Source organism: Flavobacterium sp. GQ95 (assembly GCF_059758655.1).
Window position 1 is genome coordinate 176,209 of sequence record NZ_JCAXEB010000001.1, and the last position, 17,029, is coordinate 193,237.

General features: G+C 35.2%; 9 protein-coding genes. 5 read left to right on the plus strand and 4 right to left on the minus strand.

Annotated elements, in window-relative coordinates; genetic code table 11:
• Nucleotides 1-56: 56 nt before the first annotated feature.
• From AC6CH4_RS00710 to AC6CH4_RS00725, 4 genes are all read right to left on the minus strand, one after another.
• Nucleotides 57-1,892, minus strand: a complete 1,836-nt coding sequence (locus AC6CH4_RS00710; RefSeq protein ID WP_498099276.1) for an outer membrane protein assembly factor BamB family protein — start codon at nucleotides 1,890-1,892, stop codon at nucleotides 57-59.
• A 43-nt stretch (nucleotides 1,893-1,935) separates the two neighbouring features.
• Nucleotides 1,936-4,851 carry an FAD-binding and (Fe-S)-binding domain-containing protein gene (locus AC6CH4_RS00715; RefSeq protein WP_498099278.1) on the minus strand — a complete coding sequence of 972 codons (2,916 nt, stop codon included), beginning with the start codon at nucleotides 4,849-4,851 and terminating at the stop codon, nucleotides 1,936-1,938.
• Between the two features lie 113 nt (nucleotides 4,852-4,964).
• Nucleotides 4,965-6,890 (minus strand): glucosamine-6-phosphate deaminase, encoded by a 1,926-nt coding sequence (gene nagB, locus AC6CH4_RS00720; protein ID WP_498099280.1) that lies wholly within the window; start codon nucleotides 6,888-6,890, stop codon nucleotides 4,965-4,967.
• A 138-nt stretch (nucleotides 6,891-7,028) separates the two neighbouring features.
• Entirely contained in the window at nucleotides 7,029-7,778 is a 750-nt protein-coding gene (locus tag AC6CH4_RS00725) for a DeoR/GlpR family DNA-binding transcription regulator (RefSeq protein WP_498099282.1), read from the minus strand.
• Between the two features lie 245 nt (nucleotides 7,779-8,023).
• On the opposite strand from AC6CH4_RS00725, the gene AC6CH4_RS00730 reads away from it, so the two are divergent.
• The 5 genes from AC6CH4_RS00730 to AC6CH4_RS00750 all read left to right on the plus strand — a co-directional run bounded on the left by AC6CH4_RS00730 (nucleotide 8,024) and on the right by AC6CH4_RS00750 (nucleotide 16,981).
• Nucleotides 8,024-11,311, plus strand: a complete 3,288-nt coding sequence (locus AC6CH4_RS00730) for a SusC/RagA family TonB-linked outer membrane protein (protein WP_498099284.1) — start codon at nucleotides 8,024-8,026, stop codon at nucleotides 11,309-11,311.
• A 24-nt stretch (nucleotides 11,312-11,335) separates the two neighbouring features.
• Complete coding sequence (locus tag AC6CH4_RS00735) at nucleotides 11,336-13,069, plus strand: RagB/SusD family nutrient uptake outer membrane protein (protein WP_498099286.1); 1,734 nt, start codon at nucleotides 11,336-11,338, stop codon at nucleotides 13,067-13,069.
• Nucleotides 13,070-13,319: 250 nt separating this feature from the next.
• Entirely contained in the window at nucleotides 13,320-14,516 is a 1,197-nt protein-coding gene (locus AC6CH4_RS00740; RefSeq protein ID WP_498099288.1) for an exo-beta-N-acetylmuramidase NamZ family protein, read from the plus strand.
• Nucleotides 14,517-14,580: 64 nt separating this feature from the next.
• On the plus strand, nucleotides 14,581-15,408 hold the full coding sequence (murQ, locus tag AC6CH4_RS00745) for an N-acetylmuramic acid 6-phosphate etherase (RefSeq protein ID WP_498099290.1): 828 nt from the start codon (nucleotides 14,581-14,583) through the stop codon (nucleotides 15,406-15,408).
• A gap of 67 nt (nucleotides 15,409-15,475) precedes the next feature.
• Complete coding sequence (locus AC6CH4_RS00750; protein ID WP_498099292.1) at nucleotides 15,476-16,981, plus strand: sodium:solute symporter; 1,506 nt, start codon at nucleotides 15,476-15,478, stop codon at nucleotides 16,979-16,981.
• Nucleotides 16,982-17,029 lie beyond the last annotated feature (48 nt).

A 17,029-nucleotide genomic window follows, 5' to 3' on the forward strand; every position in this document is an offset into this window, starting at 1 on the left:
ACTATTTTTGGTTAGGTTAATATCGTGACACAGAATTTAACCGCAAGGTTTAATCTTTACTCTAATAAATAGATTCCGCCTTCGATAAGCGATGTCCAGACTCTTCCTTTATTATCAATTGAAAATCCGTTTACACTGGAACTTCCTAAATTTATTTGTTTTATAATCTCAAATTTTTCAGCATCAACAATAACAACCTCTCCTTTTCGGCTTCCAATAAATATTTTATTTTGATGTTCCAGAATTGGCGCGGGATTGTGTTCATAGCCTAGTTTTAAATCTAAAACTTTACTTTGATTAATTAAATTTTCTTCTGTTAATTCTAAATCATCAGTAAGAGGTAATCTCAAAAGTTCGCCATCCATTGTTTTGCCATAAAACCATTTTCCGTCCTGGCTTTTACCCATTGATTCTCTAATTTTCCATTTCGAAGTTCTTAAAAGCGTTTTACCTGTTTCAATATCTAAAATGGTTAAAAAACGTTGAGGAGTAACAAAGTAAAGTCTGTTTTTTGTTGAAACCATATTTACATTTCCGGCAGAATATAAGATTTGTTTATCATTGCCATTATTCCATTTCCAGATCAGTTTCCCTGTGTTTTTGTCCAGACAATAAACATACGAATCCCATACTCCAAAAATTATTTTATCACCTTGTATTAACGGAGTTCCCTGTGAATATGACATGGGTAAATTATTCTGCCAGATTACTTTACCGCTTACAGCATCTACACAAATAAACGCCGTAGAACTGGCTGTATAAATTTTATTATTTTCTGCAATTGGCGACCCTACCAAAACGCCTCCAACAGGAATTGTCCATTTTTGTTTTCCTGATTGGGTATCGAATCCTAATAGATTTCCTTCTATTGTACCTATAACTAAATTATTTTTTACAATTATAGGCGAAAAATAAATCGAATTTCCGGTTTCTGTTTTCCAGTTCACACTTTTATTTTTCAAGTTTACCGATTGCATTTCACCAATCGAATTCGTAAAATAAACGTTCTTTTTATCAAATGCAGGAAGACCGTAAATAGAAGCAATATCTTTTAAGAAAGGAGATTGCACTACCAAATTATCTTTTGGAATCTTGATTTTTGAAGGTTTTGAGGGAACTGAAAATCTAAAAACACTGGGTTTATCAATTTCCTTCTGATAAATTCTGATGCTATCATTGCTGATAATAACCTCATTATAACTTTTTGTATTTCCGTCGCGTGAGGTAATTGATGCTCCCATAACACCACTTAAACCAGAGAAATCATATTTTTTCAAGGTATGCCCATGACCGCAGAAACTGGCTACGGTGGGATATTTTTCTAAAACAGCAAGTACTTCTTTATAATTACTAACACTATTATCTAAAGGGTAATGAGCAAAATTCAATACCTTTTTATTATTGTTTTTAAGGCTGTCTTTTAAGGTTTTATCAAGCCAGAGCACATCTTCATGTTTTACAAAACCGTCGCCCATTTTCATATAAGGCCCACATGGAAACCCAACGAAAAGATAGTTTCCCTTTGAAAAAACAAACCGGTCGTTACCCCATATTTTTTTATAGGTTAAGCCGGCACTTTCGCTCCAATTCGTTTCATGATTTCCGGAAATCACATAATACGGAATTTTTAAATTTGCTAAAATAGAGTGAACCTGCTTCAATTCATCATCTGCACCACGATTCGTTAAATCTCCTGTTACGACAACAAATTCATTATCTGAATTATTGATTTCTTTTACAATATTCTGCAACAAAAAATCATTCTCATTTCCCACAGAAACATGTAAATCAGTAAGCTGTACAAACTTGATGGTTTCTGATTTTTCTGTCTTTTGGCAAAATGCGGAAGCAATTACAAAAAGTAATAATATTTTAGAAAATAGATATTTCATATGTATTCTTTTAACCAATTAGACAAAATGGAAATCAAAATATTTATTTCAAACAACTCTTTAAAATCGTCACCGGATGCATTGCTTTTCTGTTTGTTCCGTCAAAAATCTGATGGCGGCAGCTTGTTCCCGCGGCAGCAATTGCCGTTGTCGATTCGGTTGCACGAATTTTTGGAAACAAAGTATCTTCTCCCATTTGCATACTGATTTCGTAATGCTCTTTTTCATAACCAAACGAACCTGCCATACCGCAGCAACCTGAATTATAAATCGTAACCGAACTGTTTTTTGGCACATTCAGCATGGCAAAAGAAGCTTCAACGCTGCTCAATGATTTTTGATGACAGTGTCCGTGAATTTTTATTGTTTTTTCCTCATCCGAAAATTGTCCCGAATGAATTCTTCCTTCTGTAATTTCTCTTTTAAAGAATTCTTCGATGGTAAAGGTATTTTGCGATACTTTTTCAGCACTCTCTTTATCTCCTGCCAATCGAAGGTATTCGTCTCTAAACGTTAATATGGCAGAAGGTTCAATTCCGATTAAAGGTGTTTTTTGAGAAATTAAATCTTTGAAAACAGCCACATTTTTATTGGCAATTTCCTGTGCTTCTTCCAGAAAACCTTTGGATATAAAAGCTCTTCCACTTTCTTCGTGATCGGTAATAATTACTTCGTAACCCAATCCCGTCAATAATTCATAAGCATCAATTCCGACTGAAACATCATAATAATTGGTAAATTCATCACAAAAAAGATAGACCTTTCCGTTTTTGAAAGAATTATTTTCTGCCGATTTTCGATTTTTTGCGTACCATTTTCTAAAAGTCATTGGCGCCAATAAAGGAACTTGTCTTTCTGGTGCAATTCCCATGCTTTTTTTAACCAAAGATAAATTGGCAACAAAATTAGTAATTGAAGGTGCGATACTTCCTAACTCATTGAGTTTTGAGTTAAATGCAAATATTTTACTCCTTACAGAAAATCCGTTTGCTTTTTGATATTGATACAAAAACTCCGCTTTTAAAGTCGCCACATCTACATTACTTGGGCATTCGCTGGCACAGGCTTTACAGCTCACACACAACTCAAATACTTTGTATAATTCTTCGTGATCAAATTTATTATCTTTTTCAGAATGCGTCAAATATTCTCTTAAAGCGTTGGCTCTCGCACGAGTTGTATCTTTTTCATTTCGGGTCGCGCGATAACTTGGACACAAAGTTCCTCCGGCCGATGGCATTTTTCTGCAATCGCCGGAACCATTGCATTTTTCTGCGGCACGCAAAATTCCCATACTATCTGAAAAATCCTGAATGGTTTTAATTTCTGGCTCCACCCGTCCTGCTTCGAAACGAAGATTTTCATCCATTTTAGAAGCATTTACAATTTTCCCAACGTTCAAAATGGTATTAGGATCAAATGCTTTTTTTATTCGTTTCAGCAGTTCATAATTTTTGTCACCAATCATAAAAGGTAGAAACTCCCCACGCAAAATTCCGTCGCCATGCTCACCGCTTAACGAACCTCTGTATTTTTTTACCAAATGAGCCACTTCCGTGGATATATTTCTAAACTGATGTAATCCTTCTTTTGTTTTTAAATTTATCTTCGGACGTAAATGTAATTCTCCAGCCCCAGCATGCGCATAATAAATAGCGCTCTGTCCATGACGCTGCATCATCGCTGCAAAATCAGCTATATAATTGGGTAAATCACTTAACTCAACAGCGGTATCTTCAATAGAATCTGCGGCTTTATCATCGCCTACGATACTTCCTAAAAGTCCGAGACCTGCTTTTCTTAAATCGTTTATTTTATCAATATCAGTTCCGTAAATTTTAGGCAATGCGTACCCAAAATTATTCTCCTGAAGGTCTTTAATCAAAGCATCAGCCTGTCGCTCTGCATCTTCCATACTATGATGTGAACCAACCTCAAGCATAATAACTGCTTTTGGTTCGCCAACAATAAAAAACCTGTTTTTAGCCTGTTCCCTATTCGTTTTGGTACAATCCAAAATAGTATCGTCCATCATTTCGCAGGTATACAAATGATGTTTCATGGCAGTAACTACAGCTTCTAAACTCTCATGAATACTATGGAAATGTGCTACCACCATAATAGCATTTGTTGGCGGTAAATCGTCTACTTTTAATGTGATTTCTGTGGTAAAGGCTAAAGTTCCTTCGCTTCCGCAAAGCAATTTTCCTAAATTTATAGTATTTTCTGTTCCCGAAAACAGCTCTGATTTTAATAATAAATCAATTGCATAACCGGTATTTCTTCTATGGATTTCCGGTTTTGGAAATTCCTTTACAATTTCTTCCTGATTTTCTTTATTCGAAAGTTCCTCATAAATTGTTTTATAGATTTTACTTTCCAATGAATCGCCTTTGGTTTTCTCTATAAATTCTTCAGAAGACATTTCTTTAAAAACAACAATACTTCCGTCGCTCAAAACCGCTTTTATTTCAACAATTTTATCACGGGTAACGCCATACCGAATTGATGTTGTTCCCGATGAATTGTTACCCACCATTCCTCCAATCATACATCGATTTGTGGTCGAAGTATTGGGTCCAAAAAATAATCCATGCGGTTTCAAAAACAAATTCAGTTCATCACGAATTACTCCGGGCTGAACGGTTACGGTTTTCTTTTCTGCATCAAAAGCTACAATCTTTGTGAAATGTTTAGAAACATCTACTATTATTCCGTTCCCAACTGTTTGACCAGCTAGCGAAGTTCCTGCCGTTCTGGGTGTTATTGAAATTTTATTTTGTGCAGCAAACCGAATAATTTTAACAATATCTTCTTCTGATTTTGGAACCGCAACTGCAACTGGCATAATTCTATAAGCAGAAGCGTCAGTAGCATACAATTTTTTATGAAGCTCGTCATAAAAAAGAGTTCCTTCTAATGAATTTGATAATTGCTGTAGTTTATTAGAATTGGGCATTTTATTGGTTATTTTATTGGTCGTTAATTTGAAATAGTTAGATTTCAATTTTACTATTAAACCTGACGGGTTTTAAAAACCCGTCAGGTTTCTTAAAAAAGCTTATACTTTTATTAGTAATCGAAACGTTTAAAAGCTTCGATTGCTTCGTATTCTGCCAAACCTAATTCATCATATAAGATGGCTGTATTTTTATTTCGGTCTTCAGCCCTAACCCAAAATTCTCTAGAATCGTTTCCTTGAAACATCACCCTGTCTTTTTGGGATTGGTGGTATAAAATTGCATGACGTTTCAATAATACTTCTGAAGGAGAAAGCGGAACGGCCATATCAATTTCGTGAATATCCCATTCGTGCCAGGCTCCTCGGTATAACCATAACCAACAATCATCCATATATTTTTCCGGCTTCAATTCTTTCATCGCAGCAAAAATGGCATTCAGACAAACTTCGTGCGTTCCGTGCGGATCAGCCAAATCTCCGGCAGCAAATACCTGATGCGGTTTTATTTTGGCGATAATATCTTTTACGATAGCAATATCTTCCGGACCTAACGGATTTTTCTTCACTTGTCCTGTTTCATAAAATGGAAGATCCAGGAAATGCGTGTTTTCATCTTTTAAGCCGATGTATCTTGTTGCGGCATAAGATTCTCTTCGTCTGATCAGTCCTTTTAATTTTCTAACTTCTAATGAATCAACCTGGTTTTCTGTCTTATTATTTAGAAATTTAATAACCGATGAAAAATTAACTCCCTCTATTTCTTTTCCTATAAAATCGCTGCATACTTCGGCAAATTTTAAAGCCTCATCATCTGTAACCGCAATATTTCCTGAAGTTTGATACACCACATGAACGTCATGTCCTTGTTTTATCAATTTTGAAAAAGTTCCTCCCATAGAAATCACATCATCATCAGGATGCGGACTAAAAAGAATTACTCGTTTTTTTGCAGGATTGGCTCTTTCTGGTCGGTGTGAATCATCAGTATTTGGTTTTCCTCCCGGCCATCCTGTAATAGTGTGCTGCAATACGTTGAACATATTAATGTTGAGATCATAGGCAGAACCTTCGAGGGCTAAAAGATCTGACATACCATTATTGTTGTAATCTCTATCGGTAAGTTTTAATATGGCTTGTTTGGTTTCTCTGCAAAGCCAAACAATTGCTTTGCGTTTTAATTCTTCTGTCCAGCTACATCCGCCAACCAACCATGGCGTTTCAAATCGGGTTAATTCTGATGCAGAAAATTTGTCTAAAACAAAAGTGGCATTAGAATGATTTTGCAAAAAAGTAGCTGGAACTTCTGAAGAAATTTCTCCCTGAATTGTTCTTTTGATGATAGAAGCCTTATTATGTCCCCAAGCCATCAAGACAATTCTTTTAGATCTTAGAATTGTTGAAACTCCCATGGTAATTGCTCTTTTTGGAACATTATCGATACCATTAAAGTCAGATGAAGCATCAACTCTTGTAATATGATCTAAGGTTATAATTCTGGTACCGGAATTTATATGAGAACCCGGTTCGTTAAAACCGACGTGACCTGTACGTCCAATTCCTAATAACTGGAAATCAAGCCCTCCAGCTTTTTTTATCTTTAATTCGTAATCGACACAATATTGATTTAGTTCCTCCAGAGCAACTGTTCCGTCCGGTATATTTACATTTTCCGGTTTGATATCAATATGATTGAACAGGTATTGATGCATGAAGTAATGATAACTCTGACGATTCTCCTTAGTCATAGGATAATATTCGTCGAGATTGAAAGAGATAACATTGTAAAAACTAAGACCTTCTTCTTTGTGCATGCGCACCAATTCTTCGTAAACTTTTATTGGTGATGATCCTGTGGCAAGACCCAGTACGCAAGATTTATTGCTGGCTTGTTTTGAACGTATTAATTCGGCTATTTCGTGTGCAACTACTTTAGAAGCTTCAAGAGCGCTTTCAAAAATTACATTATGATTTTTTTCAAAGCGTGTTTCTTCAAATTTTCCTGGTATGTCGTAAGCCAAAGAAGTATTGGTTTTCATAAATATATCCTTTGTTAAAGTTTAGTTTTAACAAATATAGATACAAAAAACAGAACGATTACATTATTTTGCGTTATTTAACAAATATAAATTTGAAACACGAAAAAAAACGCATAAAAGTAAATTTAAGACTCTGCCTTATAAAACAAAAACACCTGATTTTCTATATTCTTCAAGTCTTGTGTCTTCCGGATCAAGATTAGTGACAATAGTATCTAACTGACTTAGGTCACAAACGACGTGTGGCATTTTAGTATTCAATTTATTTGAAGTAAACATAGAAACTACCCTGTCAGATGACTCTATCATTGCTTTTTTCACTATTGATACTTCATATCCTATTTCCGTTAAACCTTGTTTCACATTAATACTACTGGCTCCAATAAAGCAAATATCAGCTTTAATTTTAGACAAAACCTGGATCACATCCATACCAATTGTTACCATTGCATTTTTCTGCATTTTTCCACCAATAAATATCAAATCAATATTAGGATGTTGGGACAATTGCATTGCTATAGGCAAACTGTAAGTGTAAATTGTAGCTTTTAAATCAGAAGGAATTAATTTTGCAAACACTAAATTCGTGCTTCCTCCACTCATTATAATGACTTGTCCGTCATGCAATAGAGAAAGTGCCTTGGTTACAATTTGTTTCTTTTCGTCTTCAGCACTTATATCAATATTAAAAATATCAACAGATTTCTCTGTAATCTGGATAGCACCGCCATAAACTTTTTCAAGTAATTTCTTGTTGTCTAATTCGTTTAAATCCCGTCTAATCGTGTCTTCAGACAAATCAAGAGCCAAAGCCAAATCAGTCGTAACAACCTTTTGTTCTTCAGCGAGTTTACTCATTATATATTTATGTCGTTCTGCTTTCAGCATTTTTTTGAAATTAAAAATTCAGGACAAATATATATATTATTTCAATCCGAAAGTAGGAAGAATACACAAAACTGCAATAGTTTGCATGTTTTTATAAAAAACAATAAAACAGCAGGAATTACTTATGTAAAAATGCATTGTTTTGCGTTATTTTAGTTAATTTTTGAAAATAAATACCAAATATTGCATTTGTACGCAATAAATAAATATATTTGCTTAACAACCATTAAAAAAACCAAATAATCATGAAAAAATTATTCCTTATTTCATTATTGGTTTTGTTCATTCAAGCATCATTTGGGCAAACAAAAACAATTACTGGAACTGTAAAAAGCAAAACGGACGGAATTCCAATTCCCGGGGTTAGTATTCTTATTCAGGGAACTTCAAATGGCAGCACCACCGATTTTGACGGAAACTACAGCATTCCTGTTTCATCAGGACAAACCCTTATTTTTAGTTATATGGGGTATGAAACTGCAATGGTTAAAATTGCGGCACAACAAAAAGTAAATGTTGAACTTTCAGAAAGCACTTCAAAATTAGATGAAGTTGTTGTCGTGGGATTTGCTTCTCAGAAAAAAACCAACTTAACAGGCGCTGTTGCGTCTATCGACGTTGCCAAAACTATAGGCAGCAGGCCTTTGACCGATGTTAGTAAAGCATTACAAGGAACTACGCCGGGTGTAAACGTTAGTTTTAACTCAGGAAACATTAACCGTGCTGCGACTATCAATATACGTGGAGCCGGAACTATTAACGGATCAGACGCTCCTTTAATATTAGTTGATGGAATTCCAACGGATTTATCTCTTATCAATCCAAATGATATTGCAACGATGTCTGTTCTTAAGGATGCCGCTTCGGCTTCTATTTATGGAGCTCGTGCTGCTTTTGGTGTTGTGCTTATTACTACAAAAGGCGGAAAAACAGGCGAAGGAAAAGTGAGATTCTCTTACAGTGGAAACACGGCTTTTACCAATCCAATTTCTACTTTAAAATTCTTAGATCCAACAGAGGAAATTCCGGGGTTAATTGCAGCCGGAACCCGTACTGATGGTGCTGTGCCGGAAATTTTTGGCGCAAACTACAATATTTTACTTGCTGGAATTAAAAACTGGAAAGAAAAATATGCAAATAATCGCACCAGTCGTGAAATGGTTTATGGTGAAGACTGGGAGATTAGAAACGGAACACCTTATTTCTACAGAGTATGGGATGCCAATAAAGAATTGTATGCAAAGGATGCGCTTCAAACTACCCACAACTTATCTGCACAAGGTAATCTGGGAGAAAAAAGTTCTTTCTTCGCGTCATTTGCCATCACAAACCAAGAAGGTATGTTAAGAGTAAATCAGGAACAAAGACAAAGAATCAATGTAAACTTAGGATTTACAACAAAACTGGCTGAGTGGCTTACAGGAGACTTTAAAGCAATGACTATTAACAGTTCATATGACCAACCATTTAATTATTATGGTGGATCTGGTACTGACGATACCGGTTATGGAGGCTACTTTGGATATGCACTTCGTTGGGGACAATATTTTCCGAATTTCGGAACTTACAGAGGATATAATTTCCGTACTGCCGGAGGATATATAGCAAATGCGTCGAGAAATGAAAACATTAACCGCAATAACAGGTTAAGTGCTAAATTTACAGCAGACATTACAAAAGACTTGAATCTTATTGTTGAAGTAAGTAATGTGACTAACTTTGCAAACAGAAAACAAAACGGTGGAAAATTCCTGGCTTGGGATAGCTGGTCTGCCATGCCTTATGATGCTACTACAATTCAGACCGCAGTACCGGCAACGCTTGAAGCCGGAAATGACTTCGTAGCGCAATCGAAATCAGAGTCAACTACAAATGTTGTAAATATCTATGCTAACTATAAAAAGCAGCTTGATAAGCATAATTTCAAAGTTTTAGGAGGTTTCAACTCGGAGTGGCAAGATTTCTCTCGTAATTATGCACGAAGAAATACACTGTTGGACAAATCAAAACCAGAATTTAATCTTGCAGTAGGAGAACAATTTACTGCCGGAGCAGCAAATACTACTTTGAATCCAGCAGAAACGACGTATTCAATTGCAGGTTTCTTTGGGCGTATCAATTACGATTATAATGGAATTTATTTATTAGAACTTAATGCCCGTTATGATGGTTCATCAAAATTTCCAACAAGCGAGCAATGGGGATTCTTTCCTTCTGCTTCTGTAGGATACAAAATTGTGAATGAAAAATTCATGGAGAATACGCGCGGTTGGTTAAATGACCTTAAGTTACGTGCTTCTATAGGATCTATCGGAAATCAAAATGTCGGAAATAATGCATTCTTATCTATATTAAACTCCACAAATCCTTCATGGATAAACAGTGGTTCTACGCTTCCGCCTTCTATGGGTTTACCAACTAATGTTGATCCAGCATTGACCTGGGAAAAAGTATACACAAAAGATGTAGGTATTGATATTAAAATATTTGATATGCTTGGCGCTTCGTTTGACTGGTACCAACGTGACACAAAAGGAATGTTGGCTCCGGGTATAACACTTCCGGGTTCATTTGGTCAAAATTCTGCCCAGACTAACTCAGGAAATATGAGAACAAGAGGATGGGAACTATCTTTGAACTTTAATAAAAAATTAGGAGAAGAAGCTTCGGTATTTGTTGATGTTGCTTTATCAGATTATAAATCAGTTGTAACAAAATGGAACAACAGCTCTAAATTATTAGCTTTAGTTACACCTACAACATATCCTTACTATGATGGTTTTGAAATTGGTCAGATCTGGGGCTTAACCAGCGACAGACTTCTTCAGGCTGATGATGTAATTACGAACAACGGTAAAACAGTAAATGGCGTTGATTACTCTAAAACAATGGGAGGTAATTTCAAATACGGAGCTGGTGATGTGCATTACATTGATACAAATGGTGATGGAGCTATAACTCGTGGAGCAGGAACTGCAGATGATCATGGGGATTTACAAAAAATTGGTAATTCAACTCCTCGTTACAAATATGGTATCACTTTAGGTGGGAAATATCGTGGATTTGATGTTTCTGCTTTCTTTCAGGGAGTTGGAAAACGTGATTATTGGGCTGCTTCAGATGCTGTTTTGCCTTTCTTCCGTGCACCTCAGCAAATGTATGAAAATCAGGCAGACTACTGGACACCGGAAAATACAGGTGCTTACTGGCCAAATCCGTACTACGGTAATGAAGCCAATACTTTTGGATCCGGTACTTCAGGTCAAAACAACTTTGTTACGTCGACAAGATATTTATTAGACATGTCTTATTTCCGTCTTAAAAACTTTAGTCTTGGCTATTCATTGCCATTAGCAATTGTTAAAAAAGCCGGATTAGAAAAAGTGAGATTGTATACTTCGGGTGAAAACTTAGTAACATGGGCTGATAAACGTCTTCCTGTAGATCCTGAAATTGACGAAACAGAAGTTTTCTGGGGAAGAGCTTATCCTTATACTAAAACATGGTCTTTTGGTGTTGAGCTTTCTTTCTAATACTAACAATTCAAAACTTTTACAATGAAAAATTCAAATATAAAATCTAAGTTTCTGCTTCTGTTTGCTACAGCTTTAGTAGCAACAACCGCAGTTAGTTGTTCAGACTATCTGTCAGATGATCCTGCAGATAAATTCACCAACGATAATTTTTGGCAATCAGAAGATAACGTAAAAACCTTTTCATGGCTTAATTATGATACTTTTTATGGCTACGGAAATGGAACAACCATTGGACTTTCTTTTTTCTACTACCATGGAAGTGATTACAAAGTAGATGATAACTTATCTGCCTTTACTTTTTATCAAATGCCTGTTACGGCGGCTACAACCAATGTTTATTCCTGGAATGAATATTATACTCTTATTCGTCGTTGTAATCTGATGCTTGAAAAAGTACCAACTGTTTCCATGCCACAAGACAGAAAGAACCACTACATTGGTGTAGCAAAGTTTTTCAGGGCTTATACTTATTTCCGCTTAGTGCAAAAATTTGGCGATGTTCCTTACACCGATCAATATTTAGCTCAGGCAGATGCTGAGGTTTATGCTCCTGCGATGCCAAGAGCACAGATTATTGACAAGGTAATTGCTGAGCTGGAAGAAGCTGCTAATTTGATGCTTCCAGTCGATGACAGAAATGCTACTGTCAATAAATACACTGCTTATGCAGCTTTAAGTAACGCTTGTCTATATGAAGGAACATACAGAAAATACCATTTAAATCAGGATGGAAGTGCTTATCTTAATAAAGCGAAAACGGCTTCATTAGCTATAATGAATAATCCGGCTTATAAGTTAAACTCAGACTGGAAAGGTCTTTATAATTCAGTTGAATTACTAGGAAACACAGAAGTGATATTGACAAAACGTTATTTAACCAACGTTTTAATGCACTCTCTTCAAAACTATACCAATACTTCAACAATACAATATGGTTTGACAAAATGGGCAGCTGATAGCTATGTAACAACAAACGGATTACCTATTCAACAAGCAGGAAATGCTCAATTTACAGGGGACGATAACGTTACAAAAACTTTTGCAAACAGAGATCCGCGTTTTGGTAAAACGGTAAATCCTGCTAATTACGGATACAAAGGAAAACCTTTTGGTACTACAGCATTAGTGTCAATGTCTGGATATGTGTTTGAATTGTACAACAATCCGGCAACTACTGGTCCTGATGTTACAACAGGAGGACGTAATTATACTGATGCCCCTTTGTTTACTTTAAGCGAAGTATATTTAAATTATGCAGAAGCTTGTGCTGAATTGGGTACTGCAACAAATAACGATCTTGATATTTCTATCAACAAAGTTCGTATCCGTGCAGGAATTGCACCTTTGACTACTAATGGAACTAATGCTTCTGTAGGAGGTGTACAAATTAATGACCCAAGAAGAACATCTGCTTTAGAGCAAATTTCTGGTGCTGTTAACCCTCTTATTTGGGAAGTGCGTCGTGAGCGTCAAATCGAATTCATGAGCTGGACAACTTTAAGACAGGCAGATATTTACCGTTGGAAAAAAGGAGATTATCTTGATACTTCAAAAAATCCGGATGTAAATCTTGGAGCAAGGATTGGTACTCCAGTAGGATCGCAAACGGTAGTTGACGGTAACGGATATGTAAAAATATATCCTGCAAGTACCAGAACTTTTGAATCTAAGCACTACTTAATGAATATTCCAACAAATGATATTGATTTATATAAAGCTCAGGGTGTAGATTTAAAACAAAATCCAGGTTGGTAATTCAGAATTTAGAAAACTGAATTAATAAATAATAACTACCTCTGGAGATAATCATTCCAGAGGTAGTATTTTAAAACTGTCTCTTTAACCGTTTTAAATACTAAAATGAAAACCTTTATCTGAAAACTCAGATAAACATTCTTCTTAAATTGATTATCTTACAGCTATCAAAAAACACTGACTATCAATCAATAACAATAAAATTTTATTTAATCATTTTCAGCCTTCTAACTATTAAACTGTAAACAAAATGATAAAATTCATCACAAAAAGTGCTTTTATTATAGTATCCCTATTTTTCATTCCTTCCTATTCCAATTCATTTCAAAAAGTAGTAAAAAACAACTCTGAAATCAATACCGTAATAATAAAAACAGGAGCTGATAATTATGAAAAATACCTGCCTTTATTGAAAGATAAAAAAGTAGGAATAGTCACCAACCAAACCGGAATTTTATCTAATAAAACGCATTTGGTAGATTTTTTATTGGAGAAAAAAATTGCTGTCCAAACCATTTTTGCTCCTGAACACGGATTTAGAGGAACTGCCGATGCAGGCGAACATGTTGTTGATGGAAAAGATCAAAAAACAGGATTGCCAATTATTTCTCTTTACGGCGATAATAAAAAACCAAAACCAGCACAATTAGCAGGAATCGATATCATGATATTTGATTTACAAGATGTTGGAGCACGTTTCTATACTTATATTTCTTCTTTGCATTATGTTATGGAAGCCTGTGCCGAAAATGGGGTTCCACTTATAATCCTTGACAGACCAAATCCGAATGGCCGTATTGTTGACGGCCCACTTTTAGAAAAAGAATTTACCAGTTTTGTGGGCATGCATCCTATTCCGTTACTTCATGGAATGACAATTGGAGAATATGCAAAAATGATTAATGGCGAAAAATGGCTGAAGAACGGAGTTCAATGTAAGTTAACTGTTATTCCTTGTAGCGATTACAAACGAGAAATGGACTATAGTATCCTTGCAAAACCATCTCCAAATTTACCCAACGACCAATCCATAAATCTATATGCGAGTTTGTGTCTTTTTGAAGGTACAAACGTAAGTATGGGCCGCGGAACCGAAAAACAATTCCAGATTTATGGATCGCCTTTTTTAACGAAAACTAATTTTAGTTTTACGCCAAAACCAAATTTTGGTGCAAAAGATCCTTTATACAACGGAAAAGAATGTTTTGGCGAAGACTTAACAGCTTATCCGAAACTGAATCGATTAGAACTTAAATGGCTACTTAAAGCCTATCAAAATACGAGTGACAAAACGAAATTTTTCAATGCTTTTTTTCCAAAACTAGCCGGAACGAAGAAGTTACAACAACAAATTGAAAGCGGAGTTTCTGAAGAAAAAATAAGAGAAAGCTGGAAGAGTGATTTAGAATCCTTCAAAAAAATGCGCACGAAATACCTGATTTATTAATGCAAAAGAGCGAAACCAATTATGCGAAAAACTTTGGTTTCAAAAATCAAAAAAAAAAAGAAAAATGAAAAATAAAAATCCTGAAACTGAGCAAGAATCTTTGTACAAAGACCTGGATCAGATGAGCGTGAAAGAACTTCTTACGAACATAAATACAGAGGACAAGAAAGTACCTCATATTATCGAAGAGCAAATTCCTAAAATTGAAAAACTGGTTAAGGCAATTGTAAAAAAAATGCAATTGGGAGGCAGATTATTTTATATCGGAGCCGGGACTTCGGGACGAATTGGAATTTTAGATGCTTCAGAATGCCCTCCAACTTTTGGTGTGCCACATGATATGATTATCGGAATTATTGCCGGTGGCGACACCGCGATTAGAAAAGCGGTTGAAAATGCCGAAGACGATACGGAACAAGCATGGAAAGACTTAGCTAAATTTGAAATTTCAAGCTTAGATTTTATTATTGGAATTGCTGCTTCAGGAAACACACCTTATGTTTTAGGAGCTTTGAAAAAAGCAAAAGAACACAATGTCAAAACAGCGAGTATTTCCTGTATAAGTAACGGACTTATTGCTCAGGAAGCAGATTATCCGATTGAAGTAATTGTAGGTCCGGAATTCTTAACCGGAAGTACCAGAATGAAGGCAGGAACAGCTCAAAAACTGACCTTAAACATGATCTCTACTTCGGTAATGATTAAACTCGGAAAAGTAAAAGGCAACAAAATGGTTGACATGCAGCTTTCTAACGAAAAACTGGTAAAACGCGGCATCAAAATGATTATGGAAGAACTTGGAATTGAATATGATTTAGCCGAAGAATTACTGCAGAAACACAAAAGCGTAAGAGCTGTTTTAATGGCTGAAAATAAAAATATGGAGATTTAAAAAATAAGCAAACTATTAAAAATCTTTTATAGTTTTATAAAAGATCACAAACCACTAAAGACCAAAAATGACACCAACTACAATCCTCATCCTGATTATCATTTATTTCGGAACCTTATTTTATATCTCCCACCGGGTGAGCAGAAAAGATGACGGAAATGCTGCTTTTTTCACAGCCAATAAAAATTCAAAATGGTATTTAGTTGCTTTTGGAATGATAGGAACTGCTCTTTCAGGAGTGACCTTTATATCGGTTCCCGGAGAAGTTGGTGCTCCAAGTGGTGAACAATTCAAATATTTTCAGTTTGTATTGGGTAATGCAATTGGTTTTATAGTAATTACAAAATTATTATTGCCTTTGTATTACAGAATGAATCTAACTTCCATTTATGGCTATATTGAGCAAAGAATGGGGTTTTACAGCTATAAAACTGCAGCCTCAATTTTCCTGATCAGTAGGACAGTAAGCTCTGCCTTCAGACTTTATTTGGTGGTTATTGTATTACAGCGTTTTGTGTTTGATTTTTTCCATATTCCTTTTGCGTTTACCGTATTAATTTCTCTTCTTCTTATTTTTTCTTATACCTATAGAGGCGGGTTAAAAACGATTATTATAACCGATACTTTACAGACTTTTTTCCTGGTAACTTCAGTATTCCTTACTATTTATTTTATTTGTGACCGAATGGATTTAAGTGCCATTGGTGCTTTTGAAGAAGTAAAAAATAGCAATTATTCGAAGATATTTTTCTTTGATGATTTTATGGGAAGCAAATTTCATTTCGTAAAACAAATATTAGGCGGAATGTTTGTAACCATCGCCATGACAGGACTTGATCAGGATTTAATGCAAAAAAACCTCAGCTGTAAAAACATTGGCGAAGCACAAAAAAACATGTTCACATTTACAGCCATCTTCGTTATCATTAATATTTTCTTTTTGAGTGTTGGTGCTTTATTGTACATCTACGCCAATAAAAATGGAATCGCAATTCCCACTGATTTAATTACAGGTAAGCCAAGAACCGATTTACTTTTTCCTGAAATTGCTTTGAATCATTTGGCTACAATTCCGGCTATTGTTTTTTTATTAGGAATTATTGCGGCCACGTTTGCCACTACAGATTCTGCTTTAACAGCTCTAACCACTTCTTTTTGTGTCGATTTTTTAGGCATGGATAAAAGCGAGAATACCAGGAAAAATACAGTACGTACGAGACATTTAGTACACATCAGTTTTTCGGCATTGATCTTTTTTGTGATTCTTATTTTTAATTCTATTAATGATAGTTCTGTGGTTGGAATGATTTTCAAAGTGGCTTCTTATACCTATGGGCCATTATTAGGATTGTATGCTTTTGGATTGTTTCAAAAATCAAGAAATGTAAATGATAAACTGGTTCCGTTAATCTGTTTGTTATCGCCATTCTTTACTTATCTCATCAATGAAAATTCTAAATTATTATTTTCAGGATATGTATTTGACAATGAATTAATAGTGCTAAACGGATTAATAACCTATTTAGGATTATTCCTGACAAGTTCAAAAAGCAGCACTAAAATAAGTTTTTAAAAACTTTAAAAACACAAACTAATCGACTAATCAACTGAAAACCTATAT

What these genes read in the sequence shown, in the direction of transcription:
- AC6CH4_RS00710 (WP_498099276.1), bottom strand. Translation starts at nt 1,892, where the DNA reads ATGAAATATCTATTTTCTAAAATATTATTACTTTTTGTAATTGCTTCC.
- AC6CH4_RS00715 (WP_498099278.1), bottom strand. Translation starts at nt 4,851, where the DNA reads ATGCCCAATTCTAATAAACTACAGCAATTATCAAATTCATTAGAAGGA.
- nagB (WP_498099280.1), bottom strand. Translation starts at nt 6,890, where the DNA reads ATGAAAACCAATACTTCTTTGGCTTACGACATACCAGGAAAATTTGAA.
- AC6CH4_RS00725 (WP_498099282.1), bottom strand. Translation starts at nt 7,778, where the DNA reads ATGCTGAAAGCAGAACGACATAAATATATAATGAGTAAACTCGCTGAA.
- AC6CH4_RS00730 (WP_498099284.1), top strand. Translation starts at nt 8,024, where the DNA reads ATGAAAAAATTATTCCTTATTTCATTATTGGTTTTGTTCATTCAAGCA.
- AC6CH4_RS00735 (WP_498099286.1), top strand. Translation starts at nt 11,336, where the DNA reads ATGAAAAATTCAAATATAAAATCTAAGTTTCTGCTTCTGTTTGCTACA.
- AC6CH4_RS00740 (WP_498099288.1), top strand. Translation starts at nt 13,320, where the DNA reads ATGATAAAATTCATCACAAAAAGTGCTTTTATTATAGTATCCCTATTT.
- murQ (WP_498099290.1), top strand. Translation starts at nt 14,581, where the DNA reads ATGAAAAATAAAAATCCTGAAACTGAGCAAGAATCTTTGTACAAAGAC.
- AC6CH4_RS00750 (WP_498099292.1), top strand. Translation starts at nt 15,476, where the DNA reads ATGACACCAACTACAATCCTCATCCTGATTATCATTTATTTCGGAACC.